Genomic DNA, 26767 nt, shown 5'->3' on the forward strand with positions numbered 1-26767 from the left:
GCAACTGTAAAAAAACTGTCGTCTTTCCAGTGATATATCGGCTTATGCTGAAGCGGGGCGTATCTGGGGTTACGGAGTCAGGTTTTCAACTTGAAGACGGTTCTCGAACTTCTTGGCATCCCTGTGCAAGAGAATGACCTGCTCGGCCTCGGAGAGGCTGTCCGGTGCCGTTTCCTGAAAGATCTCGAGCGCACCATTGGCTGGTGTCCCGGCTTTCGGGGCGACAACGGTAAAGCGCTGGCGCACGCCGCGCAGCTTCTCTTCTCCCAGTTTTCCCCATTCGCAATCGGTGTAGCTGGAGAAAGCCTGGCTCGCGACGACTTCGGTCGCATATTTCTTGGTCAGCGACTGTAGCCGCTCGACCTCGTTGACTGCCGCGCCGAAGGCGGAAAACGTCAACCGGTCCCTCAAGCCGACATTGCCGAACATGACGTTGCCGACATGCAGGCCGATCCCATAGCGCACTTCGCTCAAATTGCGCGACTGGCGATCGCTGTTGAGTGCCGTGACACGGCGCTGCGCCTCGAAAACGGCCGAAAGTGCGGCCTCGCAAGCCACCTTTGACGGGTCCTTGTGCCGCCCACATGGGTAGACGGCAAGAAATCCGTCGCCAAGGAAGCTCAGGATTTCGCCGCCATTGCGATTGAACGGCGCTGCGATCGCATCGAAGAACTCGTTCAGCGTATCGATATAGGCCTGGCGCCCTTCCTTTTCGGCATAGACCGTGGATTGCCGCATGTCGCCCATGACGAGCGCCGCGCGGATCGTCTCGCCGTCGCCGCGGCGGATCTGGCCGTTCAGCACGCGCTTTCCGGCATCGCCGCCGAGATAGGTGGTCAACATATTGTTGGCGAGCTTGCCGAGGACCGCCATTTTGGCGGCCATCGCCAGATGGTTCTGCATGCGCATCAACGCGCCGATCATCTCTTCGCTGAAACCGCCGATGCTGTCGGTCGACCAGGAGCCCATCATGCCCTGCACCGAGCCCGCGCCGAAAGTCTGCACGAAGGCCATGTAGTCGGTGACCTTCTCCTTGCGCAGATCCTCGAAGATCGGAAATTCGACGGCACCGTCGACGTCGATCCGGCGACGCAGGTGCTGAAGATTGTTGGACAGGAGGTAATAGTAGGGGCTCTGTACGAAGCGTTCCGGCTTCTCGTTTCCATGCCGGTAGCCCTCGATCATCAGACCGCCGGCGCGCCGCCAGGTAAAGCCGAGCGCGTCATAGAGCGGGTGAAGCATGGAAAAGGTCAAATGCACGCGGTTGAGCGGCATCCCCGTCGCAGCCATGCGTTCGCAGAAGCCGCGAACGATTGTCTCGAGGTTTTCGCCCGTCAGCGCCGCCTGTGTCAGCCATTCCGCTACTTTATCGAGAAGAAGATCAGAAACACTCGAGTGAATAGTCATTGTCCCCGCGGCCTATCTTGCAATGCCCGATGTCTCGCCGGCCATGGAGCGCCGGCTTCTTCGCCGATGCCCACTTCCGGAATTTCCGGCCTATCGTTCAAGGCTGGATGAAACAATCATTCAACGGCACCAACGCGTTCCCTTGCTACCCCTGGATCGCGCGGGCACCGGAAAAATCGACTGCATCTCTCACGCCCCCGCACCAGAAATGCAGCAAAACGACAGCCGTCGCAATCGGAGACTCTCGTTTTGTTCTCTTTCAGATAAGGCGCATATTCAGCTGAAACAATGGGCTAAACCGAAATAGGTCGATAAAAATCACAACTGAAACCGATGGCCAGCCGCGTATGGCAATCGAAGATCACTCGCCCGCGGCAAGCTCGGGCGGCCTCTTTTCCCGCAGCGCCATGGCCGCCATCGCATAACCTCCGCTCGCCCCGTCGATGAAATGCATGTGGTCGCGCATGAGCGGGGTCGGCACGAAACAAGTCATCAACGCGCTATCCTGGCGATGCAGACCAAAACGGCAGACACCCTCCGCCTCGGCCTGGCGCAAGCGCGCCTCGATGCGCTCAAGATGCGCGGCGTCAACATCGATCGTCATTTTCAGGCCATCGTCGAACTTGCGAAAATCGGAATTCGCCGCGAGATCACGCCGGTAGATCTTGGCATCGAAGGTTGCCGTCCTCACCCCGAACTTGTCGAGAACCCAGACAAGGACGATCTGGGCATCGATGACAAGCTTGCGCCACCAGCGATTGGCCGGGGCGGCCAACGCTCGCGCTTCGATATCGGCACCGCCGAAGCTCAATGCCGGCGTCGGACCTTCGACCGGGACGGGATGGCTGTCGCGGCTCTGCTCCGCAGATATGGCAATGATATCGGCAACCAGTTGCTGAAATTTCGGACCGCCTCCAGCATCGCCGGGAATGGCGATAATCGAGACGATCTCGCCATTCTGCGCCTTGATTGGATTCCAGCGGCAGGAAAGGCCCGTCAGATCGGGTTCCGCCTTGGCCGGCATCGCCTCGACGATGAAACGGCCCGCCTTCATCTGCCGCTCCGCCCAACTCGTGCCACCGCCGGAAAACATGGCATAGGAAACATAATCGCTCGGACTGAAGCGGGCGACCCGCACGTCGAACCCCTCGCCGCGAATGGCGTCCATCGGCACCAAAGCCGTACGCAGATCGAGCTGCAACTCCTCCATCACCCAGCTGCGCACCGCCGCAAGCGCCTGCCGCGCCCGTTCCGCGCCGGAAGGCGGGACGGCGACCAATGCACCATCCCCGCCGAAGGCGAAGGGATAGTCGCCTCGGTCCAAAGCGTTAAGCACAGCGGAAATCACGCTGGCACCTGCCATATTGACCGATTTGTAATGTCCAGCGGCAATCGCCTTCGTCGAGCTGACGATATCGGCGACCGCAATCAGCCAGTCGTCCGGGAGGGGCTGGTAATGGGCGCTGTCGGTCACACCTTCGAAACGCGTGAAACCCGCAAGCTTATGGAAGAAATCATCATTGGATGGCTCGGCCATGATGTCCCCCTTCATTGAGCGCCGCGACAATCTATCCCTACAGCAAATGCATCGAAAAGCCAGCAGGCGGTCGACGCAGCGATACCCGCCGTGCTACGCCCACTGCGGGAGAGGCACAAGACGCCAAGGATACTTCAAATACGATGAGCCGCCTGGATAGTTTCATTCGCCGCCTCAGTGCGCAGCGCGACATCCTCAATGCCGTTGCCGACGAGGTGAGAACGCTGGATGGCCCGGTGCTGGAGCTCGGTCTCGGCAATGGCCGCACCTTCGATCACCTGCGCGAACTTTTTCCCGATCGCCGCATTATTGCCTTCGACCGGACAATCAATGCCTACGGTCCTTCGATGCCGTCGGCCGACAATCTCGTTCTCGGCGAGATCGGGGACACGGCGAAAACCTTCATCGGCGCCAATGCCTCACTCGCCCATGCCGACATCGGCACCGGCTACGAAGACAAGGATGCGATAACATTGACCTGGCTGCCCGAGATCATGGCTGGCGTGCTGGCATCGGGCGGGCTTGCGGTCAGCGGTCTTCCCCTCGATCATCCAGATCTCGAGGCGCTGCCCCTGCCCTCGACCGTCAAGGACGGTCGCTATTTCATCTATCGGCGCAAATAGGCTCAGCGCAGAAACAGAACGTCGAACTGTTCGCCCTCGACGGGCAGTTCGGGCACCTTCATGACCTGCTCGCCGCCTTCGAAGAAGGCGAGACATTCGCTGTAGTGTCTGGCGAGTTCGGCGATGAAGTCTTTGGTCTGATCCTTGCCGTAGAAGGCCGGCGTGAATTCCATGTAGAGCGGCACCTTGCGGGCCATCAGCGCGCTCATCGAACGGCAGGCAACCGGCTCATAGCCCTCGATGTCCATCCAGATCAGCCCGATATCGGCGGGATCGACGCCCGCCTGCAGGAGAATATCGCCGATCGGCCGGACAGGCACCGAGATCTTCTCGTCGGTCGAACCCTGCCGCAATGCGCTGCTTTTGCCGTGATTCTTGTGGTTGAGGTAGAAATCGAGCTGCCCCTCGCGATCGCCAGCGGCGCAATTGACTGTCGTCACCATCTCCTGCAGGCCGTTGTCGGCGATATTGGCCGCCAGCAGGCGAAAATTGCGCGGATCCGGCTCGACGCTGACGATATGGTCATAGGCGCCGCTGAGGGCAAAATAGCAGGTCTGCGTTCCGATATTGCCGCCGAGTTCCAGGAGCGCCGATCCCTTGCGCAGCGGGCCGCGCTCGCGCAATACGCTTAGCAGGCGGTCGACATGATCGCGCTCGAAATGCCCTTTGCGAAAAACCTTGCGGCCGATGTAGTCGGCCGGCGAGAAACTGAGGACGTGATCGCCGCAATCGACCGTCATGGTCTTCACGCGAGGACCGAGCGCACTAACAAGGATGTCGCGGCCAAGCCTGGTGTCGAAGAGACGCGTAGCGATCGCATCGCGCTTGCGGCGAAAGGCTCGCTTCCAGTATTTTCTTGTGAGGATCTTCCGGTCGAACATGAGCGCAATCCCTACACCAGCGCCATTCCACTGCAAACGGAGAAGATCGCCGCCTCCGGTATCGGAAAATCAGGCAAAGTGGCCGCTTGCTTCCTTCGAGACGATGTAGACCCGCAAGGGCTCGCCCCGACCTCTGACGGCGATCTCACGGCTTTCGGTGCCGGCAATATCTGCTTCCGAAAGCTGTGCCACCGGTTCTGAAAAGACGAGCGCGGTGTTGAACTCCTTGGCGACGCTTTCAAGGCGGCTGGCGACATTGACGGTATCGCCGATCGCCGTCACGTTCTTGACGGTGCCATACCCCATCGAGCCCACCACAGCGAGGCCGGTATGGATGCCGATGGCGATCTCAAGCGGCGCCGTCAGCTCGTCGGCCAGTTCGTCGCTGAGCTTATCGATCTCGCGGATGATCGCGGCGGCCGCCTTCAATGCCTGACGATTGGCCTCTTTCGGGGTCGTGCGAAGGCCGAAGAGGGCCATAGCGCCATCGCCGATGAACTTGTCCATCCGGCCACCATTTTCCTCGATGATGCGGCCGACGATGGCGAAATAGCGATTGAGCAGGAAAACGATGTCGAAGGGCAGCCGCGATTCCGTCAGCGACGTGAAATGGCGCAGGTCGCAGAAGAAGACGACGATCTCCCGCTCGCGGCCAGGACTTGCAGCTTGGGTATAGACCGGAATGGTCGCCTCGGCCATCGGCGTCAGCAGCGGCACAACGCTGACATTGCCGGTCGGACGCAACTGGCAGGCGAGCCTGACATCCGGCGTGGCGCCGATACGGTTCAAGGTCTTCTGCTCCAATGGCTCAGGCGGTGGCAGGTTTTCCGCCCCCTCGATAATCTGCACTCGGCAGGTGGAGCATTGCCCCTTGCCGCCACAGACCGAGTAGTGCGGGATGCCGCCGAGACGGCTTGCCTCGAGTACGCTGAAACCGCGTGGTGCGTGCACCACTTCACCGCCGGCGTAACGGATAGCGACCTGATATTGCCGTTCTCTTAGTCTGCGATGCGCCCGGAAGGCGAAAAGAGCGGCGATCGACAGGCTGAAGGCCCCATAGAAGCCGGCGCGATACGGCCATAGGGCTACCGCCATTTTACTGCCCGGCGCCGAACCGGACTCGCCGAAGCTCCGCATGTCGCTGTAGTAGCCGCCGGGATAGCCGCGCTCATCCTCCTGGGCGACCTCATGGGCCACAGTCTTGCCCATTGCGGCAAAGCCGAGCAAAGCGAGAACCGGCAAAACGATGGCAAGCGACAGAATGACGGGCGCGATCGCCGTGTACCAGGGGCGGTAGCGCAGCCAGAAATGAACGCCGATACATCCATGAAGCCAAACGATCAAAAGGACGAGCGACTGGCGCACGCCATTGAATGGCGACGTAACCCACAGGCTGCGCACGATCGCCTTGTAGGTATCGTGATAGCCGTAGACCTCATGGACGATACGCGTCGCAATGATGTGGTCGATCAGCAGCAGAGGTACCAATAGACCGGTTACGATCTGAAAAGCTTCGCCGGCGGGCATGACGAGCGTTCTGCGCCTGTAAAGCATCCGCAGCACCAGCAGGATATGGAGAATCAGCGCGCCATAGAGAAGCACGGTTCCGACCGGATTGCGCCACACGGCCATGAACCAACGTTGAGCATGTTCGGCCATGCCGAGCGAGATCAGCCCGAGGGAATGATTGGCCAGATGCATGATCACGAAGGCAAAAACGATCAAACCGGATCCGAGACGGAGCTTTCGCACGAGGCGATCGGTAATGATTGGCTTTCTTGCCTCGATGGTCATCAAACCCAATGTATATTGCCCGTTCACAACAGATAGGAAAACGGCTATCGCCTATTCATCTAGCCGCAACGCCGCACGCTGTCGAGGATGCGGCTTTTTGAAGCAGGGACCTTATTGTCACGCAACCGGTCGGAATTCGGGCAATCCTCTCACAATTCGGGTTCCTGTTATCACTTAATCGTCAACTGTGCGACGACATCATGAAGATCGCTTTTTACGCCCCCTTGAAGTCTCCCGCCCATCCGGTCCCATCCGGCGACCGACTGATGGCGCGCCAGATCATAGCGGTATTGAAGATGGCCGGACATCAAGTCGAAGTCGCGTCCGAACTGCGCAGTTTCACGCCCACTCCGGAAGCCGACCCACGCATGGAGGTCGCCCGGCAGGCGCAGGCCGAAACAGGTCGTCTGATCGAGCGCTGGCGGAGTGAGACGGCACCCGATCTGTGGTTCACCTATCATCCCTATTACAAGACACCAGATCTCATCGGTCCATCCGTCACCAGGAGGCTGGGCATTCCCTATGTGACGGCCGAGGCTTCCTACTCCCGCCGTCATGACGAGACCGGCTGGAGCGAGAACCAGCGTCTTATTGCCGATGCGGTAAGGCTTGCCACCGTCAATCTGTGCTTTACCGAGCGGGACCGGATCGGTCTGCTCGATGCAATCCCCAATGGCCGCTACGAGCGCTTTTTGCCCTTCATCGATACCGCACCCTTTGCCCGCTCCTCCCCCGATCCGCGACGGCTGATTGCCGTGGCGATGCTGCGGAAGGGCGACAAGTTTGACAGCTACGTCATGCTGGCGAGCGCGCTCGATCTTATCCGCGATCAGGATTGGACCCTCACTATCATCGGCGACGGGCCAATGCGGGCCGAGGCAAGGTCGTTGTTTTCTACATTTGGCGAAAGCCGCATCATCTGGCGCGGAGAGCGTTCCACCGCAGAGATCGCGCAAGAGCTGGCGACCGCCGGCCTTTACGTCTGGCCCGGCTGCAACGAAGCTTATGGCCTCGCCTATCTGGAGGCGCAGGCGGCGGGCCTGCCCGTCATCGCGCAGGCAACGGCCGGCGTGCCGGAAGTGGTGATGGCGGACAAGACAGGACTTCTAACGCCAGACGGCGATATCGAGGCCTATGCCGGCGCCATCGCTCGGCTTTTGAACGATCAGAACCTGCGGCAGACCATGGCAGACGCAGCCTATGACTTCGTGCATCAGGAGCGTTCATTGACCGCCGCGTCGACGCAGTTGGAAACCATTCTTCGAAACCATTTGGGAGACACCTATTATGAGCGATAGAGCCGATTGGCAGCCCCTGCGCGACGAGCTGCGGCGATGGAGCGAAGCGGGACGGAAGGTAAAACTCTGGTTCCGCGACGACGACGCCATCGAGCCGACCCCAGCTCTCGACCGACTTCTATCGCTTGCCAATCGTTTCGACGTGCCGATGGCTCTTGCGATCATTCCGGGACCAACGGGCGAGGCACTCGCCGAACGTCTGACGCGGGAAAGCCGCGTCACCGCCACGGTGCATGGCTGGACGCATCAAAACTATGCTCCTGACGAGACCAAGAAGCAGGAACTCGGTCTGCATCGGCCGCAATCGATCGTGCTAGACGAATTGCACCGCGGCTTCGATAAGCTGAAGACCCTTTACCCGCAGCAGTTCGTCCCGCTGCTGGTACCGCCGTGGAACCGGATCGATGATGCGCTGCTGCCGCATCTCGCCCCCTTCGGCTATCGCGCCGTCTCGGTGTTCGGATTGGCAAAACAGACCCCCATCGGCTTGATCAACACGCATATCGACATCATGAGATGGCACGGCGTACGTGGCGGTTTACCGCATGCCGAAGTGATCGGACGTCTCGTGGAAGAACTCCGGATCCGTTTCGACGGTCACGACGAACCGATCGGGGTAATGACGCACCACCTCGCCCACGACGATCTCGCCTGGGATTTCGTCGAGACGCTGTTCGAGGAGACGGCCGGCCATGCCGCCATCGAATGGCGGCCGGTCGGCCATTTCGTACTTTAGTGGTCGTATTACGCTCAGCCGAGTTCCTGGGCGAGTCCGATGAGAAGCCCTTCAGGCCCACGGATGTAGCAGAGCCGATATGCGTTGCCATACTGGACGACCTCGCCGACGAGCTGCGCGCCGCGCATGCGGAGCCTTTCGAGCGTCTGGTCGATGTCGTCCACGGCAAACATGACGCGGAGATAGCCCAAAGCGTTGACCGGTGCATTCCGGTGATCCGCGACGATAGCCGGCTCGAGGAACCGGGAGAGCTCGAGCCGGCTGTGGCCGTCCGGCGTGCGCATCATGGCAATCTCTACGCGCTGATCGCCCAGCCCGGTGATACGCCCGGCCCACTCTCCTTCGATCGTGGCCTGACCTTCGAGCTCAAGGCCAAGTTCGCGAAAGAAATCAATCGCCCCTGCGAGGTCTTCGACGACGATTCCGACATTGTCCATCCGTTTGACGGCCATGTTTGCAACCTCCAGCGTGTCGTTCCAGTCTACAAGCTGTCGCCTTGCCTAACAACGGATGCCTGTGGCCAAACGCCGCCTCAGAGCTGCAGCGACTGCCCGTCAAAGGCGAAGAACGCTTCGGGGAAACTCTTCTGCGCATCACGCTGCATGTCATCCAGCTCGCGGTCCGTGCGGCCGGGCGCGTGATGGAACATGGCAAGCCGCTTGGCGCCGGCCTTCTTGGCGAGCTTGATGCCCTCCTGCCATGTGGAATGGCCGAAGCCCAAATATTTCGGCATCTCCGCTTCGAGATAGGTCGCATCGTAGATGGCAAGGTCTGCATCGGCCATCAGCTCGAGCGCGGCCTCATCCAGCCGCCCGGCCACATGCTCGGTATCATAGACCATGGCGATCACCCGGCCCGCCCATTCGATGCGATAACCAATGCAGCCGCCGGGATGGTTCAGCCTCGTCGTATGGATAACGATGCCCGGATGCGGCTTCAACGTATCGCCGGCGGCGAAATCACGGAAATTCATCGCCGCGCGACAGATATCGGGTTCGACGGGGAACCATGGTGGCCGCATGAACTGGCCGATCAGCTGTCGCGTCGTCGTCTTTCCCGCCAGATGGCCCGACCAGAGATCGACGCTGACGCGCGGATCATAGATCGCGTTGAAGAAAGGCAGACCGATGATGTGGTCGTAGTGCGAATGGGTGAAGAAGAGATCGATGTTGCGGACCCCTTCCTTGGCAAGGGAGGCGGCCGCTTCGCGCAAACCGGTCCCGGCGTCGAATAAGATATGCCTGCCATCATGCCGTAACTCAATGCACGACGTATTACCGCCGTACCGCTCAAATTCCGGTCCCGATACAGGAATGCTCCCCCGCACGCCCCAAAATTTCAGCTCAAAACTATCGTTGTTCATGGAAGTTTTTACACCATTCCCCTTTCGGTCAAAAAAAGCACACTTTTGCTATCGTGCGAAGCCAGCAATTTCTAAAAGTCGTGCAGTGGTAAAAACTGGATCTCATCGGTCGACCGACACAGATCGTTGGGCGGATTGCCGCCAACGGATCGCACAGACCTAATATAGGTATGAAATGGCGGAATAGATAAGAGGCGGGATTTTGCGTGTGACGCCGGCAACCCAAGTTATATTAGTTCGCAATGAAAAGCGAACTTGGGAGGGGTCAGGAAGATTTGGGAGACACTTGCACGCCCTTTTATCTTACAGCGTAGCGGCCGACCGTGCGGCTTGTTCGTAATAGCCGGACAACGCCCTGAGATGCGAGGCAATGTCGGAGAGGCCATCCTGCGAGAGGCCGGATACTTTCGTGGCCTCGACAAGCAGCCGCTCGCGAATTTCGGTATAGCGCTTCAGCGCGTCCAGGCCCTTGTCGGTCACCCGGATGGTCTTTTCCTTGCCCGCCTTGCCGCTTTTGACGAGGCCTGCCGCCTCAAGCTTCTTGATAGCATAGTTGGCGACATGCGTATCTTCGATATCGAGCACGAGGCAGAGATCGGCAAGCGTCTTCGGCCGGTCGCGATGCCGCACCGAGTGAATGATCAGGATTTCGATCGGCGAAAGGCCGGGCACGCCGGCCGCGGCCATGCAGCGCACCAGCCAGCGATTGAAGGCATGGGAAAAGAGGATCGACCCGTATTCCAGCTCCGACAAAGCAGGTGAGCTGCCACCCGCCAGATGGGCTGACGATACGATCAATTCACGCCGTTTGCTCTTTTCCTCGGACGTCACCTGAAAACTCCTTCGAACCGGATCAAACTACCTGCGGATTGAAGAAGCCGAGCGGTCGGTTATCGCCCGGCTTTGCGATCCTGTTCCTATGCGTCCCGCTTCCCATAGCCGCCGCCGGTGGGCGTGACGACTGTGAAGGCCTCGCCCGCCTCGAGTACGGTATGCGCCGAGCCGATCAGTTCTTCGATCTTGCCATCGTTGCGGCGCACATAGTTGCGGCCGGTCTGCCCGGCTTCACCGCCCTTGACACCGAAGGGCGCCACCCGCCGATGGCCGGAAAGAACGGCAAATTCCAGCTTCTCACGCGTACGGATGGTGCGCTGCGTGCCGTTGCCGGAGTTCCACTTGCCACGCCCGCCGGAATTCGGACGGATGTGGAAATCCTCCAGTACGACTGGGAAACGCGTCTCGAGGATTTCGGGATCGGTCAGGCGCGAATTGGTCATGTGCGTGTGAACGGCATCGGCACCATTGAAACCCGGACCGGCTGGCGCACCGGAGCAGATCGTCTCGTAGTACTGATAGGTCTCGTTGCCGAAGGTCAGATTGTTCATGGTTCCCTGAGCAGCGGCAAGCGCCTCGACCGCGCCGAACAGGCAGTTGGTCACGGCCTGGCTGACTTCGACATTGCCGGCGACGACGGCGGCCGGATATTTCGGCGTCAGCATCGTTCCTTCAGGGATGACAATGCGGATCGGCCGGAGGCAGCCGGCATTCATCGGAATATCCGCCTCGACCAGAACACGGAAGACATAAAGCACGGCAGCGCGGGTGACCGGCTGCGGCGCATTGAAATTATCCGGGCGCTGCGCCGACGTGCCGGTGAAATCGACCGTTGCCTCGCGCTTGTCCTTGTCGATCGAAATCCTGACGACGATCTTGCAGCCCTGATCCATCTCATAGCTGAATTCGCCATCCGAGAGACGGTCGAGGACGCGGCGCACGCTCTCGGCGGCATTGTCCTGAACGTGACCCATATAGGCGTCGACGACATCCTCGCCGAAAAGCGCGATCATCTTCTTCAGCTCGGCCACGCCCTTTTCGTTGGCGGCGACCTGGGCCTTGAGATCGTTGATGTTCTGCGCGAGCGTGCGCACCGGATAGCAGGCACCCGTCAGCAGCTTGGTAAGCTCCGCCTCACAGAAGCGGCCGCGATCGAGCAGCTTGAAATTGTCGATATAGACGCCTTCTTCCTCGATATGGGTGGCGAGCGGTGACATCGATCCCGGCGAGATACCGCCGATATCGGCGTGATGGCCGCGGCTCGCGACCCAGAAGCGGATCGTCTGGCCGGCATCGTCGAACACTGGCGTGCAGACGGTGAGGTCGGGCAGATGCGTGCCGCCATTGTAGGGCGCGTTTATGAGGAAGACGTCGCCCGGATGGATGACTGCGTTTTCACGGATCGCGGTTGCGACCGAGGCATCCATGGAGCCCAGATGAACCGGCATATGCGGCGCGTTGGCGACCAGATTGCCTTCGGCATCGAAGACGGCGCAGGAGAAATCCAGCCGCTCCTTAATGTTGACCGAATAGGCGGTGTTCTGCAGCGTCATGCCCATCTGCTCGGCGATCGACATGAAGAGATTGTTGAAGATCTCCAGCATGACGGGATCGGCCTTGGTGCCGATGGCATTGCGCTCCGGCAGCGCCTTGATGCGCTTGAGAACGATATGATCCCTCGCGGTCAGCTGCGCCTGCCAGCCGTCCTCGATGACGATCGTCTGGTTCGGCTCTATGATGATGGCCGGGCCGGTAACAGTCTGGCCGGGGTTGATCGCCCGACGCAGGACGACGGCGGCGTCATGGCTTGCGCCGCCAGAATAGAAGGATGTGCGCCGTGCGGCTTGTGCTTCACCCTCGACGACAGCGTCCAGTTCGACCATGACATCGGCAGCCGCGCCGCCGATCGTTTCGATTTCGACGGCCTCAACGACCAGAGGCTTGTCCTCGGCAACGAAGCCGAAGCGGCGCTTGTGCAGCGTCTCAAACTGGCTGCGTAGCCGCGCAGGGGCATCGATCTCCGGGAAAGTCGTCTCGACCGCCAACAGGGTATCGGTGCCGGCATAGCGGATATGAGCGCGCTGGATCGTCTTGATCTCACTCGTTGCAACGCCCTGCGCCTCCAGCTCGGGCACGCATTCGCCGCGCAATTCGCCGCCAAGCGATGCGATGGCGGCGGGGGCGGCATCATCGAGGGAAACGCCGAGCGCCTTCTGGCGCGTGGCCCTGATATCAGCAAGGCCCATGCCATAGGCGGACAGAAGGCCGGACATAGGATGCAAAAGAATGCTCTTCATCCCAAGCGCATCGGCCACCAGGCAGGCATGCTGCCCGCCGGCGCCGCCGAAGCAGTTGAGCGCGTAGCGCGTCACATCATAGCCGCGCTGCACCGAGATCTTCTTGATCGCCTCGACCATATTGGCGACGGCGATGCGGATGAAGCCATCGGCGACGTCTTCCGGGCTCCGTCCATCGCCGATTTCGGCTGCGAGCGCCGCGAACTTGGCGCGCACGGTCTCGACATCGAGCGGCTGATCTTGGTTTGGCCCGAAGATGGAGGGGAAGAATTCCGGTAGCAACTTGCCGGCCATGACATTCGCATCGGTGACAGCCAGTGGGCCGCCATTGCGGTAACAGGCCGGGCCTGGAAAGGCACCGGCGGAATCCGGACCGACGCGGAAGCGATCGCCATCGAAATGCAGGATCGAGCCACCGCCTGCGGCCACGGTATGGATGAGCATCATCGGCGCACGGACGCGCACGCCCGCCACTTCCGTCTCGAAGGTACGCTCATATTCGCCGTCGAAATGAGCAACATCCGTGGAGGTGCCCCCCATGTCGAAGCCGATAACATTGGCAAAGCCCGCCTGTTCGCCGGTCTTTGCAAGGCCGACCACACCGCCGGCCGGGCCGGAGAGGATGGCATCCTTGCCCTGGAACATATCAGCAGCGGTCAAGCCGCCCGACGACATCATGAACATGACGCGCGCACCAGTGCGCTCGACATCGAGCTCATCGCAGACTTGGCCGATATAGCGGCCAAGCACCGGCGAGAGATAGGCGTCTATCACAGCGGTATCACCACGGCCGACGAGCTTGATCAGCGGCGAAACCTCGTGGCTGACGGAGACTTGCTCGAAACCGATGGCTCGCGCAATTTTGGCGACCGCGGCCTCATGCGCCGGAAATTTATAGGCATGCATGAAGACGATGGCGACGGAGCGGTATCCCTTGGCAAGAAGGTCGCGCAGCGCGGCTTCAGCAACCTTTTCGTCCAGAGCGAGCTCGACCGTGCCGTCGGCAAGCACGCGTTCCTCGATCTCGACGACATCTTCGTAAAGCGCTTCCGGCTTGACGATCTCGGTCGCGAAGATCTTCTTGCGCTCCTGATAGCCGATGCGCAGCGCGTCGCGGAAACCCCTGGTCGTCACCAGAGCAAGGCGCTCGCCCTTGCGCTCGAGCAGCGCATTGGTGGCGACCGTCGTGCCCATGCGCACCTCGCCGATGGTGCCTTCGGGAACCGGCTCGCCCTTACCGAGACCAAGATGCAGGCGGATACCGTGAACGGCGGCGTCGCGATAGGCCTCGGGATTTTCCGAAAGGACCTTGCGAGCATGGAGAGCACCAGACGGATCGCGCCCGACAACGTCGGTGAACGTACCGCCGCGATCGATCCAGAAATCCCAACAACCCGAACTATTCTCCGACAAACCCGCCTCCAGCAGAACGACGCCAACAACGATGATAATATATCGATAAATTGTCAACGTTTTGTCGTCAACATGAATTGGATTGGATACCCAGCCAAATCCGCATTCTGGCAGGAGCGGCGAACTCAAGGCTCGTCGCTCTCGCACATATCATGCCGGTTTTAGCTCTGAACTTACGCCTCAGCTTTTGGCAGCCTCGACAATCAATGCCGCAACGTCGACCGGATGCGAGGCGAGAGAGGCATGGCTCGCATCCAGTTCGATCTGCTTCACCGGCTTCATGCGCGCGGCCATCATTCTCTCATTGTCCGGATGTATCATGCGATCCGCCGTGGACACCTGATAATAGCAGGGCTTCTTCTTCCAGGCCGGGTCGGAGACGGTATCGCCGAAGGTGCTTCCAAGCGGAGCTTTCTGTGTCACGGCCATGATGAGCGCTTCATCCGCCGTCAGATCCTGGCAGAAACTATCCCGGAATTTGTCAGGCTTGATCCAGAGATAGCCGTCGCTGTCGGGCGCAATGTTCTCGAAAGCGGCCGGTGGCTTTGCCTGGCTGATGCCGCCTGGGCTTTCTCCTGCATCCGGCGCAAAGGCTGCGATGTAGACCAAAGCCTTTATGTTCGGCAGATCGCCCGCCTCGGTTATGACCGCGCCGCCATAGGAGTGGCCGACGAGGACGACAGGCCCGGATATTTGTTTGACCATCTTGCGGGTGCGTTCGGCGTCGTCGGCAAGCGAGGTCAACGGATTTTCGACCGCGTGCAGATCGGTGTAACCAAGGCGGTTGAGCTCGAGGATCACTTTCGACCAATGAGCCGCGCCACCCCAGAAACCATGAACCAGGACGATTGCAGGTTTGTCAGGCATCTCTTCCTCCAAAGATGTAAGGACAAGTCTTCCCTGTATCTGCATCGGTCTAGGCGCCGGCATCGCATCATGCCTTCGGTCACGCCATGCGGCTTCAGACTACGATCCAGAAGGGAACGATAGGCTTTGGGTCGCGACAGCGTCAACTTGTTTTGAGCGGTTTTCTTTTAGTGCAGGCCACCGACGCCGAGCAGGCGTTCGACGACATGATGGTCGCTCGCAAGTGCCTCGGGCGTCCCCTTCCAGGCCAGCCGGCCGCGCTCGAGAATGATGACGTCGCTGGCAAAATCCAGCGCGCTCTGGATGCGCTGTTCCACCAGCAGGATTGTCATGTCGCCCGCCTTGGCGAGCTTGGCGAAGGCCGCCATCAGTTCTTCGCAGATGACGGGGGCCAGCCCTTCCAGCGGTTCGTCCAGAAGCAGGACGGAGGGCTTGCCGAGGATGGTGCGGGCAGTCGACAACATCTGCTGCTCTCCGCCGGAAAGCTGGCCGCCGAGGTTTCTGCGGCGCTCTTTCAGCCGCGGGAACATATCGTAGGCTTCCTGCAGGGCGCTCTTCGGCCGCCCTTTCAGCCCAACGGAGAGATTTTCCTCGACTGTCAGCGTCGGAAAGACGTCGCGCGTCTGCGGTACGTAGCCGAGGCCTTGGTGGGCACGCCTGGCGCTCGGCAGGCCGGCAATATCAGCCGAACCCAGCCGGATGCGACCGTCATAACGACGGGTCTGGCCGGCAAGGGTGGCGAGCAACGTGCTCTTGCCCATGCCGTTGCGGCCGAGCACGGCAAGCCGGCCGCCGGCCGGCACGGAAAAAGAAACCCCTTCCAGCACGCGCGTCGGACCATAACCGGCCGACAGATTTTCCACTTCAAGCGGCGTGGCCGGCATTGGCGTAGCTCCCCAGATAGGCTTCGCGCACACGCGCATCCTGCGTCACGTCTTTCGGCGACCCGTCGAATATGATCGTGCCGGCGGCGAGCACCACCACCCGTTTGGCAAAGCGGAAGACGAGGTCCATGTCATGTTCGATCATCAGCACGGCGAGATCTGCGGGCAGATCGGCCAGCGCCTGCTCGATGCGGCCGGTATCGCTCTGCGGCACGCCAGCGGCGGGTTCGTCAAGCAAGAGCACCTTCGGCTTCAGCGCCATGGCAACGGCAATCTCCAGGAGCCGCTGCTGGCCATAGGCGATTTCGCTGACCTTGCGGTGCGCAAGTGCCGCAAGCCCAAGCGTGCCGAGCAGCTTCTCCGTCTCGGCCATGACATCGCGCATGGCGAGGAAATTGCCAAACATACGGCCGGAGCGCCCCGTCCGCTGCAGCACCGCCATGCCGACATGCTCGGCCGGCGTCATGTCCTGAAACAACCGCGTCACCTGAAACGAGCGCACCAGCCCGCGCCGGACGCGGCCGATGGCATCGACCTTGTTGACGTTCTGCCCGGCGATACGCACCTCGCCGGAATCGGCCTGTAGGTTGCCCGTCACGAGATTGACGAAGCTGGTCTTGCCGGCGCCGTTCGGGCCGATCAAAGCCACGCGGTCGCTCGGCGCCATCGACAGGCTGACATTGTTCGTCACCGTCAGGCCGCCGAACGCCTTCTTCAGATTGCTGACCTCGAAAATCGCGCTCATGCCCGCGCCTCCCTGCGACGAACCACATAGGCAGCGGCCGTGCCGTAGATACCCTTTGGTGCGAACAGAACGACGAGGATCAGAAGCGCGCCGACGATCGTCAGCCAATGGAAGGGATTGGCGGCAGAGACATAATCCTCGAACAGCATGAAGATCAGCGTCCCGACAAGGGCGCCGAACAGCGAACCGGTGCCGCCGAGCACGAGCATGACCAGTGCTTCGGCCGATTGCGTGAAGGACAGGCTGTCGAGGCCGACGACCTGCGTCGAGATCGCGGTCAAGGCGCCACCGATGCCGGCAACAGCGCCGGAAATGACATACATCTTCACGAGCGCCGCTTTCGGCGACGCGCCCATGGCGCGGATGCGCAGCGGGTCCTGCCGGATGCCGCGGCAGAGCATGCCGAAGGGCGAACGGACGAGAAAGCGCAAAAGCACGAGCACGATCAGCAATAGCGCGACGCCGTAGAGATAAGCCGTGTGCCCATAGAGATCGAACTCGAAAACACCGAACAGAGGATCGGCCGAAATGCCGGACAACCCGTCGCTGCCGCCGGTCCAGCTCGAAGCCTTGTTGGCGAATTCGTGGAAGAGGTAGATCAGCGCGATCGAGAGCACGAGCTGCGGCAGGCCGTGCGCCCTCAAAATCACGATGGAACAGACCAAGCCGGCAACGGCACCGCCCGCGATGCCGGCAAGCGTCATCAGCAGCGGATCGTTGATGCCGTAATGGGCCGAGGCGATGCCGGCTGCGTAGGCGCCGGCGCCGAACAGTGCCGCGTGACCAAGGGTCGCCACACCGCAATAGCCGGTGACGAGATCGAGCGACAGGACGAGAAGCGCGATCGCGATCAGCCGGGTGAGAAGCGCGAGATTATCCGGAAACAACAGGTAACCCGCGGCGGCCAACAGGACGATGACCGCGACCGCGATGATATCCTGCCCAAATGTACGATGTCTGGTCACGGTCGGAGCGGCCTCTCTTTCAAGCGTCAGGGCCATGTTACTTCATTCTCCCGGCAAAGCCGCGCGGGAAGACGCAGACAATGGCAATGACGGCCAGATAGAAGAAGAATTCTCCATATTCCGGCATGAGGTAACGACCCGTCGTGTCGATGCAGCCGAGAATGAGACAGGCGAGCAGCGCGCCGGAGATGGAACCGGCGCCGCCGACGGAAACGACCACGAGGAAGGTCACCATATAGCGCAGGGCATAATAGGGCTCGACCGGCAGCAGTTCCGCCCCCACCACGCCGCCAAAGGCGGCAAGTCCAACGGCAATGGCGAAGCTGACCGCGTAGACGATCTCTGTGCGAACCCCGAGGGCAGCGGCCATCGCGGCATTGTCGACGGAGGCGCGCAGCTTGACGCCGAAGGAGGTCTTCTCGATCGTGTACCACAATGCCAAAGCGACGATGAGGCCGCAGGCGATCGCGAAGATGCGATGGGTGCCGATAGTGCGGAAGCCGAGATCGACCGAGCCTTGCAGGCTGTTCGGCAAAGGTATGGTCTTCAGGGTCGGGCCGAAGACATAGTTGGCGATGCCGATGATGCAGAAGGTGATGCCGATCGTCATCAGCACCTGCGTCAGCTCAGGCGCACCATAGATGCGGCGATAGAGCAGCCGTTCGATCGGGATAGAGATGATGACCGTGCCGGCGACAGCCAGTAGCACGGCCGCGCCGTAGCCCAGACCTAGATCGCGCGCCGCATAGGAGGCGATATAACCGCCGATCATGGCAAAAGCGCCGTGGGCAAGATTGACGACGCGCATCAGCCCCATGGTGACGGAAAGGCCGATCGAGATGACGAACAGCACCATGCCGTAAGCGAGGGCATCGACTGCTATGCTGAGCACGGTTTGCATTGATATCGCTGGTCCGTTTGGTGTTGCGCGGCCGCTTTGGTCACACGCCTGAACGGAGACCTTCCGTTCAGGCGGTCTGGTTCAGAAGCGTCCTACTTCGCTGCCGCAAGGCCAGGATCGCCCTGCTTCTCGAAGGTCTGGACTTCCTTGTTGTAGTATTTGCCATCGTCGCCCTTGGCGACTTCGCGCAGATAGATGTTCTGCGTGATATGCCGGCTTTCGGCATCGATGGTGACCGGGCCGCGCGGGCTGACCCAGGACAGGCCCTTGACGGCATCGACGGCCTTCTGCGCATCCTGCTTACCGCCGGTCGCCTCGATCATCTTGTAGATGACATGCATGCCGTCGAAAGCGCCAACGGCCGGGAAGGTCAGCTCGGCCGGGTTGCCGATTGCCTTGTCGGCGGCGGCGACGAAGGCCTTGTTTTCCGGCGAGTCATGCGAAATCGCATAGTGGAAGGTCGTCTGCATGCCGAGTGCCGCATCGCCGAGCGCCGGCAGATCGGATTCCTGCGTCAGGTCACCCGGCGCGAAGAGCTTGATGCCGGCAGCCTTCAAGCCATTTTCATTATACGCCTTGACGAAGCCGAGGGTCGTCGGGCCGGAGGGCAGGAAAGCGAAGACGCCCTGCGCGCCGGAATCCTTGATGCGCTGCATGATCGGGCTGAAATCGTTGGTCGACAGCGGCATGCGGATTGCCTGCACCACTTCGCCGCCCTGCTTTTCGAAGCCGGCCTTGAAGGCATTTTCGGCATCGACACCTGGGCCGTAATCGCTGACGACCGAGATGACCTTCTTCACGCCGCCGTCATAGGCGACCTTGGCGATCGGGGTCGATGTCTGCCAGGTCGTGAACGAGGTGCGCACGACCAGCGGGCTCTTGGTGACGATCGCCGATGTCGCGGCATTGAAGATCACCATCGGCACATTGGCCTGCTTGAGGATCGGCGTCACGGCCATCGCATCCGGCGTGAAGTAGAAGCCGGCGAGATACTGAACTTTCTCCTTGACGACGAGTTCCTGGGCCAGCGCCTTCGACTGGGCTGGATCGGCCTGCGGCACGTCGCGGTAGATCACCTCCACCTCGTCATTGCCGACCTTCTTGCCGTTCATTGCCATATAGGCGTCGATGCCGGCCTTGAAATTCTTGCCCTGCAAGGCGAACGGGCCGGAAAACGGACCGATGACACCAACCTTGATCGTGTCGGCATAGGCAGAGCCACCAAGGGCAACGGCCGCAAGGGCGGCCAAGATAAACCGTTTCATTTTTCTCCTCCCGGCAGCCGTTTCTTGTGCCGCCCTTGATCGTTTAAATCCTGATCATCGCCAATTTCTCATAGGAAAAGGTGATGTAAAATGAAATAAAACCTTCCATCCATACCTAGTCGGTTATGATTAGCGGTAAATATCCTACTCCGCTGCAGCTCCCAGGCGCTTGATCATGCCGATCAATTGCAGGGCATGACGCAGGGATGCCGCCGTCGCCACCACCATAGGCGGCAGCAGCAGCCATTCCAACGTCCAGGCGGCGCCAGAGCGCTCCTGCTCGTGCACCAGCGATTGATGAATGCCCGAAAGTTGAACGGCATTGAAGCGGGCAAGCGTGACAAGCGTTTCGGCGGCGACCGGGTTTTGCTTGTGCGGCATGGCGGAGGAGCCACCGCCGCCGGCAAGTTCGATCTCGTCGCCCGCCTGCGCCATAAGGGCGACGTCCTGGCCGATTTTGCCGAGGCTGCCCGAAATCATGGAGAGCAATCCCGACAGCTCGGCAATGCGCGCCCTTTGGCTTTGCCATTGCGGCTCATCTGTCAATCCAAGCGCCTGCGCAAGCGAACCCCTGATTTCGGCCGCTTTCCCGCCGAATTTTTCGAGCGTGCCCGCCGCACCGCCGAACTGCAACGGGAAGTGTTCCTGCGTCAGTCGATCGCGATACTGATCGAGCGGATGCTGCCATGCCCGCAGCCGATCGGAGACGGTGATCGCGATTGCCGCCTGCATCCGGGTTCGGCCCATCAGCCTGTTCGACCCGAAGCGCTCATCCAGTTTGGCAAGCGCAGACGATACGGCGAAGAGACGGCCGCTCAGAATAAAGGTGGCTGCCTTCAGTCGCAGCATCAGGCTGGTGTCGATGACGTCCTGGCTTGTCGCGCCGAAGTGGACATGTTTGCCGGCATCCTCACCGACCGCCTTGCGCAGCTGCCTGACAAGATCGGGCACGACAACGCCGTCGGACGCGGTCGCCGCCTTCAGGCTCTGCAGATCGGGATCGAAATCCGCGCAGATATCGGCGATATGGTCAGCCGCAGTCCGTGGGATCAGTCCATGCTGGGCCTCCACCTTGGCAAGCGCCGCTTCGAAGGCGAGCATCGCGCGGATATCCACCTTGGCCGAGAAGTAGGCCGAAATCTCCTCGTCACCGAGGAGACCGGACAGAAAGGGGTGATCGAAAGGAGAAACGCTCATGGCCTATATATCGAGGAAAACCGTCTCTTTGTCGCCCTGCAAATGGACATCAAAGGTGTAGCCGGAGCCTTCCTTGTGAGCGATCAGCGTTGCCAACCGCTCCTTGTGTTCGATACGGGCAAGCAATGGATCTTCCGCGTTGGCGGCAGCTTCCTCCGGAAAATACATGCGGGTGTGCAGGCCGATGTTGATGCCGCGGGCGACGATCCAGACGGTGATGTGCGGCGCCATCCTGCGGCCGTCCTTGAAGGGAACGCGGCCGGGCTTGATGGTCTCGAAGCGGAAGACGCCGTCGACCGAATTGGTCGGACAACGCCCCCAGCCGGTAAAATTCGGATCGGCCGTGCCGCGAAGCTCGGAGGGGCTGTTGTAGAAGCCGGCGCTGTCGGCCTGCCAGATTTCGAGGACAGCATCCTTGACCGGCGCTCCCGCGCCATCGAGGACCCTGCCCGTCACCGTGATACGCTCGCCGAGCGTCTTGTCGTTGACCATGGTGGAGCCGAGATCGGTTTCGTAGACGCCGCCGATCTCGCTGTAGTTCGGCGTCAGGCCGATGTGGACATAAGGGCCTGCCGTCTGCGACGGCGTTTCCTTGAGGTAGCCGAGTTCCTGTACCATCAATTGCCCTCCAGCCGGTTCTCGAACAGGGTCGAACGGCGACCGCGCAGCACGATATCGAATTTATAGGCGCGGGCATCCATCGGGATCGTGTTGCCCCAGTCGAGCGGCGCAATCAGCTGCTCGATCGCCTGCTTGTCGGGGATGGTCCCGACGATCGGACATTTCCAGATCATCGGATCGCCCTCGAAATACATCTGCGTGATCAGCCGTTGCGCAAAGCCGTGGCCGAAGACGGAGAAGTGAATATGCGCGGGGCGCCAGTCGTTGACGCCGTTCGGCCAGGGATAGGCGCCGGGACGGATGGTGCGAAAAGCGTAGCGACCTTCGTCATCGCTGATGGCGCGGCCGCAGCCGCCGAAATTCGGGTCAATCGCCGCGAGGTAGGTTTCCTTCTTGTGGCGGTAACGGCCGCCGGCGTTGGCCTGCCAGAATTCGAGCAGGACACCCGGCACCGGCCGGCCGCGCTCATCGAGCACGCGGCCATGCACGATAATCCGCTCTCCGATGGCGCTCTCGCCGGGCTTGGCAAAATTATGGATCAGGTCATTGTCGAGTTCGTTCAGTATGGAATGGCCAAAGACCGGCCCGGTGATTTCCGAGATCGTGCCGTCGAGCGACAGCAATGCGCGCTGTGGCGAGCGCAGCACGGAGGTCTTGTAACCCGGCGCAAAAGCCGGCGGATGCCAGGCGCGGTTTCTCGCGAAAAAGGCGCCGGTCTCGGGCTTGCTGTTGCTTCTATCGGACATGTCTGCCTCGCTTCATGCCGCCTGTTCGGCGTCCATCTGTTCAAAAACCTGCTTGGCGATCTTGATCGCATGGTTTGCCGCCGGCACGCCGGCATAGATCGCCACATGCAGAAGCGCCTCGCAGACGTCGTCGCGCGTGGCGCCGGTATTGCTTGTGGCCCGCACATGCATCGCCACCTCGTCGTCCTGGCCGAGTGCCGCCAGCAGCGCGATCGTCACGATGGAGCGCTCGCGGCGGCTCAGCGTCGGGCGCGACCAGACATGGCCCCAAGCCGCTTCGGTGATCAGCTCCTGGAAAGGCTGGTCGAACTCCGTCACAGCCTGCTGGGCGCGATCGACATGGCCGTCGCCGAGCACAGCGCGGCGTGTCGCCATGCCCTGCAGATAACGCCCGGATGGCGCGGTGGGGTCATTCATCAGGCTTGTTCTCCACGCAGGACGACGTCGATGAAGGCACGGATGACTTCGGTCAACGTCTCGGGTTGTTCGACGCAGGGGATATGGCCCGCGTCCTTGATCACTTCATAGCGTGCATTCGGAATGAGCTTTGCCGTCGATAGCACCAGCTCGGGCGGGGTCGAGCCGTCCTGATCGCCGACGATGCAGATGGTGGGCACCGCGATCTTGGCCGCGGCTTCCGTGAGATCGGCATCCCGAAGTGCCGCGCAAGTGGCGGCATAGCCTGCGACCGGCTGGCGGATCAGCATGTTGCAATAGCCGGCGAAGGCGATGTTTTCCGGGCGGCGGAAGGCGGGCGTGAACCAGCGCTCCATGACCGCATCGACGATCGATTCGATACCGTCAGCCTCGACCTTGGCGATGCGGGCGTTCCAGCTGTCGGCCGTGCCGATCTTGTGGGCGGTGTCGCAGAGGATCAGCGCCCGCACCAAATCCGGACGCCGCTGATAGAGCGACTGCGCGATCAGCCCGCCGACGGACAGGCCGCAGATGATAGCATTCTTGACCGAGAGGAAATCGAGCAGGCCGGCAAGATCGGTGGCATGATCCTCGATCGAGTAAGGCAGCTGGCCGAGATCGGAGAGGCCGTGGCCGCGCTTGTCGTAAAGCACGATGGCGAAATCGCCCGCCAGACGCACGATCACGTCCCGCCAGATCCGGAAATCGGTGCCGAGCGAATTGGCAAAGACAAGAACCGGCTTGTCGGCGGGGCCGCCAATGATCTGATAGTGGATCGTGACGTCGTTGATGCGGGCAAACTGCACTGGAAATCTCCTCGGACGCGAGATTGGATGTATAATCTGGTTAGGTAAAATGATATTTCTTTGCTCTACGATAACTCCACGGTTATGAGTGAGCATGCTCGACGCACGCATCAAGTTCCGCCATCTGCAGACCTTTGTCGAGGTTGCACGCCAGAAAAGCGTGATCAAGGCGGCCGGCTTGCTGAACGTGAGCCAGCCGGCGGTGACCAAGACGATCCGCGAGCTGGAAGAGGCGCTCGGAGTCGACGTCTTCGAGCGCGACGGGCGTGGCATCCGCATCACCCGCTACGGCGAAGTCTTTCTCCGCCATGCGGGTGCTGCGCTGACGGCGCTCCGGCAGGGTCTCGATTCCGTTTCGCAGGAACGGTCCGGCGAAGCGCCACCGATCCGCGTCGGCGCGCTGCCGACGGTCTCGACACGCATCATGCCGCGAGCGATGGACCTGTTTCTCAAGGAGGAGACCTGGAGTCGCATCAAGATCGTCACTGGCGAGAACGCGGTGTTGCTGGAGCAACTGCGCATCGGCGACCTCGATCTCGTCGTCGGCCGATTGGCAAGCCCCGACAAGATGACAGGCTTTTCCTTCGAGCATCTCTATTCCGAACAGGTCGTCTTCGCTGTCCGGGCCGGCCATCCGCTGCTTTCCGCCAAGCAGTCGCTGTTTTCCGATCTCAACCGCTACACGATCCTTATGCCGACGCGCGGCTCGATCATCCGCCCCTTCGTCGAGAGCTTTTTGATCGCCAACGGCGCCGGCGGACTGCCCAACCAGATCGAGACGGTGTCCGACTCCTTCGGCCGCGCCTTCGTTCGCAAAAGCGATGCCATCTGGATCATATCGGCCGGCGTCGTGGCCGGCGATGTCGATGACGGCTTGCTGGCACTGCTGCCGATCGACACCAGCGAGACGAAGGGGCCGGTGGGATTGACCATGCGCACGGACGCTATCCCCACCTTGCCTTTGTCGATCCTGATGCAGACGATCCGGGAAGCGGCGAGCGAAGTCGCCAGGAAGCTCTAGGCTCACGACCAATCAAATTTCTTGCATGATGAGTGCGGGATTGATTCCATGGCGGCGAACAGGAGCCGTCATGAGCGATTCATTTTGGCTGTCGCAGGCGCAGATGAAGCGCATTCGGCTGCTAATCGGCGCGACGCATCTAACATGGATTGAATGCACCATTGCCGCAACTCCAGCCGGACTCCTTTAGCCCGTCCAGACCTTGTTCAGCAGCTTTCGTCCCGAACGGCTGATCGGCAGCACCGTATCGTCATCAACGCGGATGCTGCGCCGGCAGCCTTCCATCGACGCCTTTTCGGCAAGCCGACGCGACACCCAATGCGAGCGATGGACACGCACGCCAGCCTTCTCGCCGAGCGCCGCAATTGCGGCCGCCAGATTCATCAAGATCAAGGCCTCGCCACGGTCGGTCCATACCCTGACGTAATGGTCTTCGGCGCTCAGGGCGAGGATGGCGGCGCTGCGGATTCCGACCGGAAGCTTCGCGCGCAACGCTTGGTCGGTATTCGGATGTGGCGGCTGCTGCGCCTCGCATGCGGTGCTCTGTGGGCGGGATTGCCGGAGCAAGGTCCAGCCGAGACTTCCGATCGCGAGGTTGGACAGCAGCACCTGGGTGGTCAGCTCGGCATAGGTGACGTGCGAGAGCGCCCGAGGCGCCGATAAGCCCAAGGCCTCGAGAACGATCCAGCCGCCGGCGGGAGCCGTGATGGCGCCAATCGCGAGCATCGCCCAAAACGGCAATGCACCATCGAACCAAAATCGCTGAACGATTCCGCAGAGCGCAAAGATGATCGCGCAGATGGCAATGGCGACCCCGACGAAATGCAACAGGCGAAGCGGAAGCGTCATGCTGACATAGGTACCGAACGCACCCGTTACGGCGAGCGCTGCCGCGACGACCAGCGGGAGCAAGATGACGGCGGGACGGCGCCACTGAAGGGGCGCAGTCGCCGAGAGGAGGCCGGGAATGGTCACTGGCGAATAAACCCTACCGTTCGCGAAATCGGGCTCGACCTGCTCGGCTGCCCTTACCTAACAGGATAGCGGCTCATAAGAGGTGGATCAATGACATCAGCGATTTACAAGCGGCTGCGCTCGGGCGCCTTGCTGTTCTGCAGCATACCGATGGTGATGGGCCTGCTCTTCGGCGCAGCAAGAGCAGCCGAGGCAGGCTGGCGGCCCTACGAGGTGCCCCCCTCCATCACGAATTCCGAGAAGATCCCGGTCGCTCTGTACTACCCGACGCAGGCGCCCACGCGCGCGATCATGGTGGGGTCATTCACGGTCCGTGCGACCCCCATGGCCGCTCCGGAGGCAAAGACCAAAGGCCTCATCGTGATCAGCCACGGGACCGGCGGCTCGGAATTCGGCCAGAGCAGCTTGGCCGAGGCCCTCGCGCGGGACGGCTATCTAGTGGCGGCGCTGCGTCACCCGGGCGACAATTACCAGGACGGTTCGCTGTGGCAAAAGCCGCTGGGCACCTACTTCACGGAGCGGCCCCGCCAGGTCTCGCGCCTGATCGACGCGCTGCTTGCGGATCCCGAATGGAAGGACCGCATCGCGACGGATGCCAAAGGTCCGCGGATCGGTGCCGCCGGGCACTCGGCCGGCGGCTACACAGTGGTTGCCTTGGCGGGAGGGCGGGTCGATCTATCCCAGTTCGGCGCCCATTGCGCGAAGGACGCCGCGGAAGACCCGATCTCTTGCGGCATGGTCCGCGACATCAGCCAAATGCAGGCGCCACTTGTGCTCGAGTCGGCCGCCGATCCGCGTATCCGCGCGATCGTCGCCATGGCGCCCGTCGGCGTCATGTTCACCGAGCAATCCCTGAGGGCCATCACCGTGCCGGCCTTGATCTACGCCGCGGAAAAGGACCGCTGGCTGCCGCCACGCTTTCACGCTGCATGGATCGGGCAGAACATTCCCGGAGCTGCCTATCGCGTCATCGCCAATGCCGGGCATTTCGCCTTCATGAACACAGCGAGCGCCCCGATTCAGACATTGGATGGCGACATCAGCGCCAACCCGCCCGGCTTCGATCGCACGGAATTTCTGAAGCAACTTGGCGAAGAAATCCCGGCATTCTTCGATCGCGCGCTCACGCGCACCGAATGGGATCAATAGAAGCGTATCGCCGTAATTCTTTTGC

Annotated in this window: 25 protein-coding genes; 5 read left to right on the forward strand and 20 right to left on the reverse strand. The window is 61.1% G+C overall.

Annotation, left to right across the window (positions count from 1 at the left end):
- Positions 1-69 precede the first annotated feature (69 nt).
- Positions 70-1407, reverse strand: a complete 1338-nt coding sequence (locus tag GA0061103_RS03450; RefSeq protein ID WP_092707098.1) for an adenylate/guanylate cyclase domain-containing protein — start codon at positions 1405-1407, stop codon at positions 70-72.
- A gap of 361 nt (positions 1408-1768) precedes the next feature.
- Positions 1769-2944 (reverse strand): DUF3095 domain-containing protein, encoded by a 1176-nt coding sequence (locus GA0061103_RS03455; RefSeq protein WP_092708587.1) that lies wholly within the window; start codon positions 2942-2944, stop codon positions 1769-1771.
- Positions 2945-3087: 143 nt separating this feature from the next.
- Between GA0061103_RS03455 and GA0061103_RS03460 the strand changes: the two genes are divergently transcribed.
- The gene (locus GA0061103_RS03460) at positions 3088-3567 is read left to right on the forward strand and encodes a class I SAM-dependent methyltransferase (protein WP_092707100.1); all 480 of its coding nucleotides are present in this window, start codon (positions 3088-3090) and stop codon (positions 3565-3567) included.
- A 2-nt stretch (positions 3568-3569) separates the two neighbouring features.
- On the opposite strand, the gene GA0061103_RS03465 is transcribed toward GA0061103_RS03460, so the two are convergent.
- Both GA0061103_RS03465 and GA0061103_RS03470 read right to left on the reverse strand, forming a co-directional pair.
- Positions 3570-4448, reverse strand: a complete 879-nt coding sequence (locus tag GA0061103_RS03465; protein WP_092707102.1) for an FkbM family methyltransferase — start codon at positions 4446-4448, stop codon at positions 3570-3572.
- A 69-nt stretch (positions 4449-4517) separates the two neighbouring features.
- Positions 4518-6242: an adenylate/guanylate cyclase domain-containing protein gene (locus GA0061103_RS03470; protein ID WP_092707104.1), complete on the reverse strand. Its 1725-nt coding sequence runs from the start codon at positions 6240-6242 to the stop codon at positions 4518-4520.
- A gap of 200 nt (positions 6243-6442) precedes the next feature.
- Between GA0061103_RS03470 and GA0061103_RS03475 the strand changes: the two genes are divergently transcribed.
- Both GA0061103_RS03475 and GA0061103_RS03480 read left to right on the forward strand, forming a co-directional pair.
- Positions 6443-7540, forward strand: coding sequence for a glycosyltransferase family 4 protein (locus GA0061103_RS03475; protein WP_092707106.1), 1098 nt, complete (start codon positions 6443-6445; stop codon positions 7538-7540).
- The gene (locus GA0061103_RS03480) at positions 7530-8276 is read left to right on the forward strand and encodes a polysaccharide deacetylase family protein (protein ID WP_092707108.1); all 747 of its coding nucleotides are present in this window, start codon (positions 7530-7532) and stop codon (positions 8274-8276) included. Before GA0061103_RS03475 ends, GA0061103_RS03480 begins: the two co-directional genes overlap by 11 nt.
- 14 nt (positions 8277-8290) lie before the next feature.
- Here GA0061103_RS03480 and GA0061103_RS03485 read toward each other — a convergent pair whose 3' ends face one another.
- From GA0061103_RS03485 to pcaD, 15 genes are all read right to left on the reverse strand, one after another.
- Positions 8291-8728 carry a VOC family protein gene (locus GA0061103_RS03485; RefSeq protein ID WP_092707110.1) on the reverse strand — a complete coding sequence of 146 codons (438 nt, stop codon included), beginning with the start codon at positions 8726-8728 and terminating at the stop codon, positions 8291-8293.
- A gap of 80 nt (positions 8729-8808) precedes the next feature.
- Positions 8809-9639, reverse strand: a complete 831-nt coding sequence (locus GA0061103_RS03490) for an MBL fold metallo-hydrolase (protein WP_092707112.1) — start codon at positions 9637-9639, stop codon at positions 8809-8811.
- Between the two features lie 303 nt (positions 9640-9942).
- A complete protein-coding gene (locus tag GA0061103_RS03495) occupies positions 9943-10470 on the reverse strand; it encodes a winged helix DNA-binding protein (protein WP_092707114.1) in 528 nt (175 codons plus the stop codon).
- An 86-nt stretch (positions 10471-10556) separates the two neighbouring features.
- Positions 10557-14183 carry a hydantoinase B/oxoprolinase family protein gene (locus GA0061103_RS03500; RefSeq protein ID WP_092708589.1) on the reverse strand — a complete coding sequence of 1209 codons (3627 nt, stop codon included), beginning with the start codon at positions 14181-14183 and terminating at the stop codon, positions 10557-10559.
- 180 nt (positions 14184-14363) lie between these two features.
- A complete protein-coding gene (locus GA0061103_RS03505) occupies positions 14364-15050 on the reverse strand; it encodes an alpha/beta hydrolase (protein ID WP_092707116.1) in 687 nt (228 codons plus the stop codon).
- Positions 15051-15217: 167 nt separating this feature from the next.
- Positions 15218-15934 carry an ABC transporter ATP-binding protein gene (locus GA0061103_RS03510; RefSeq protein ID WP_092707118.1) on the reverse strand — a complete coding sequence of 239 codons (717 nt, stop codon included), beginning with the start codon at positions 15932-15934 and terminating at the stop codon, positions 15218-15220.
- The gene (locus GA0061103_RS03515) at positions 15915-16679 is read right to left on the reverse strand and encodes an ABC transporter ATP-binding protein (protein ID WP_092707120.1); all 765 of its coding nucleotides are present in this window, start codon (positions 16677-16679) and stop codon (positions 15915-15917) included. The genes GA0061103_RS03510 and GA0061103_RS03515 overlap by 20 nt, the downstream gene beginning before the upstream one ends.
- Entirely contained in the window at positions 16676-17680 is a 1005-nt protein-coding gene (locus GA0061103_RS03520) for a branched-chain amino acid ABC transporter permease (RefSeq protein ID WP_092707122.1), read from the reverse strand. Before GA0061103_RS03520 ends, GA0061103_RS03515 begins: the two co-directional genes overlap by 4 nt.
- Before the next feature lies 1 nt (position 17681).
- On the reverse strand, positions 17682-18545 hold the full coding sequence (locus tag GA0061103_RS03525; RefSeq protein ID WP_092707124.1) for a branched-chain amino acid ABC transporter permease: 864 nt from the start codon (positions 18543-18545) through the stop codon (positions 17682-17684).
- Positions 18546-18637: 92 nt separating this feature from the next.
- Positions 18638-19810 carry an ABC transporter substrate-binding protein gene (locus GA0061103_RS03530; RefSeq protein ID WP_092707126.1) on the reverse strand — a complete coding sequence of 391 codons (1173 nt, stop codon included), beginning with the start codon at positions 19808-19810 and terminating at the stop codon, positions 18638-18640.
- A gap of 144 nt (positions 19811-19954) precedes the next feature.
- Positions 19955-21007: a 3-carboxy-cis,cis-muconate cycloisomerase gene (locus tag GA0061103_RS03535; protein ID WP_092707128.1), complete on the reverse strand. Its 1053-nt coding sequence runs from the start codon at positions 21005-21007 to the stop codon at positions 19955-19957.
- 3 nt (positions 21008-21010) lie between these two features.
- Complete coding sequence (pcaG, locus tag GA0061103_RS03540) at positions 21011-21625, reverse strand: protocatechuate 3,4-dioxygenase subunit alpha (RefSeq protein WP_092707130.1); 615 nt, start codon at positions 21623-21625, stop codon at positions 21011-21013.
- Positions 21625-22374, reverse strand: coding sequence for a protocatechuate 3,4-dioxygenase subunit beta (gene pcaH / locus GA0061103_RS03545; RefSeq protein ID WP_092707132.1), 750 nt, complete (start codon positions 22372-22374; stop codon positions 21625-21627). Before pcaH ends, pcaG begins: the two co-directional genes overlap by 1 nt.
- A gap of 12 nt (positions 22375-22386) precedes the next feature.
- A complete protein-coding gene (gene pcaC / locus GA0061103_RS03550; protein WP_092707134.1) occupies positions 22387-22791 on the reverse strand; it encodes a 4-carboxymuconolactone decarboxylase in 405 nt (134 codons plus the stop codon).
- Entirely contained in the window at positions 22791-23597 is an 807-nt protein-coding gene (pcaD, locus tag GA0061103_RS03555; RefSeq protein WP_092707136.1) for a 3-oxoadipate enol-lactonase, read from the reverse strand. Before pcaD ends, pcaC begins: the two co-directional genes overlap by 1 nt.
- Positions 23598-23691: 94 nt before the next feature.
- Here pcaD and pcaQ point away from each other — a divergent pair, with 94 nt between their 5' ends.
- Entirely contained in the window at positions 23692-24618 is a 927-nt protein-coding gene (pcaQ, locus tag GA0061103_RS03560) for a pca operon transcription factor PcaQ (RefSeq protein WP_092707138.1), read from the forward strand.
- 186 nt (positions 24619-24804) lie between these two features.
- On the opposite strand, the gene GA0061103_RS03565 is transcribed toward pcaQ, so the two are convergent.
- A complete protein-coding gene (locus tag GA0061103_RS03565) occupies positions 24805-25593 on the reverse strand; it encodes a LytTR family DNA-binding domain-containing protein (RefSeq protein WP_092707140.1) in 789 nt (262 codons plus the stop codon).
- Positions 25594-25683: 90 nt separating this feature from the next.
- On the opposite strand from GA0061103_RS03565, the gene GA0061103_RS03570 reads away from it, so the two are divergent.
- On the forward strand, positions 25684-26742 hold the full coding sequence (locus tag GA0061103_RS03570) for an alpha/beta hydrolase family protein (protein ID WP_092707142.1): 1059 nt from the start codon (positions 25684-25686) through the stop codon (positions 26740-26742).
- Positions 26743-26767 lie beyond the last annotated feature (25 nt).

This window comes from Martinezella multihospitum (genome assembly GCF_900094585.1).
In the GTDB taxonomy this organism is placed as follows: domain Bacteria; phylum Pseudomonadota; class Alphaproteobacteria; order Rhizobiales; family Rhizobiaceae; genus Rhizobium; species Rhizobium multihospitium.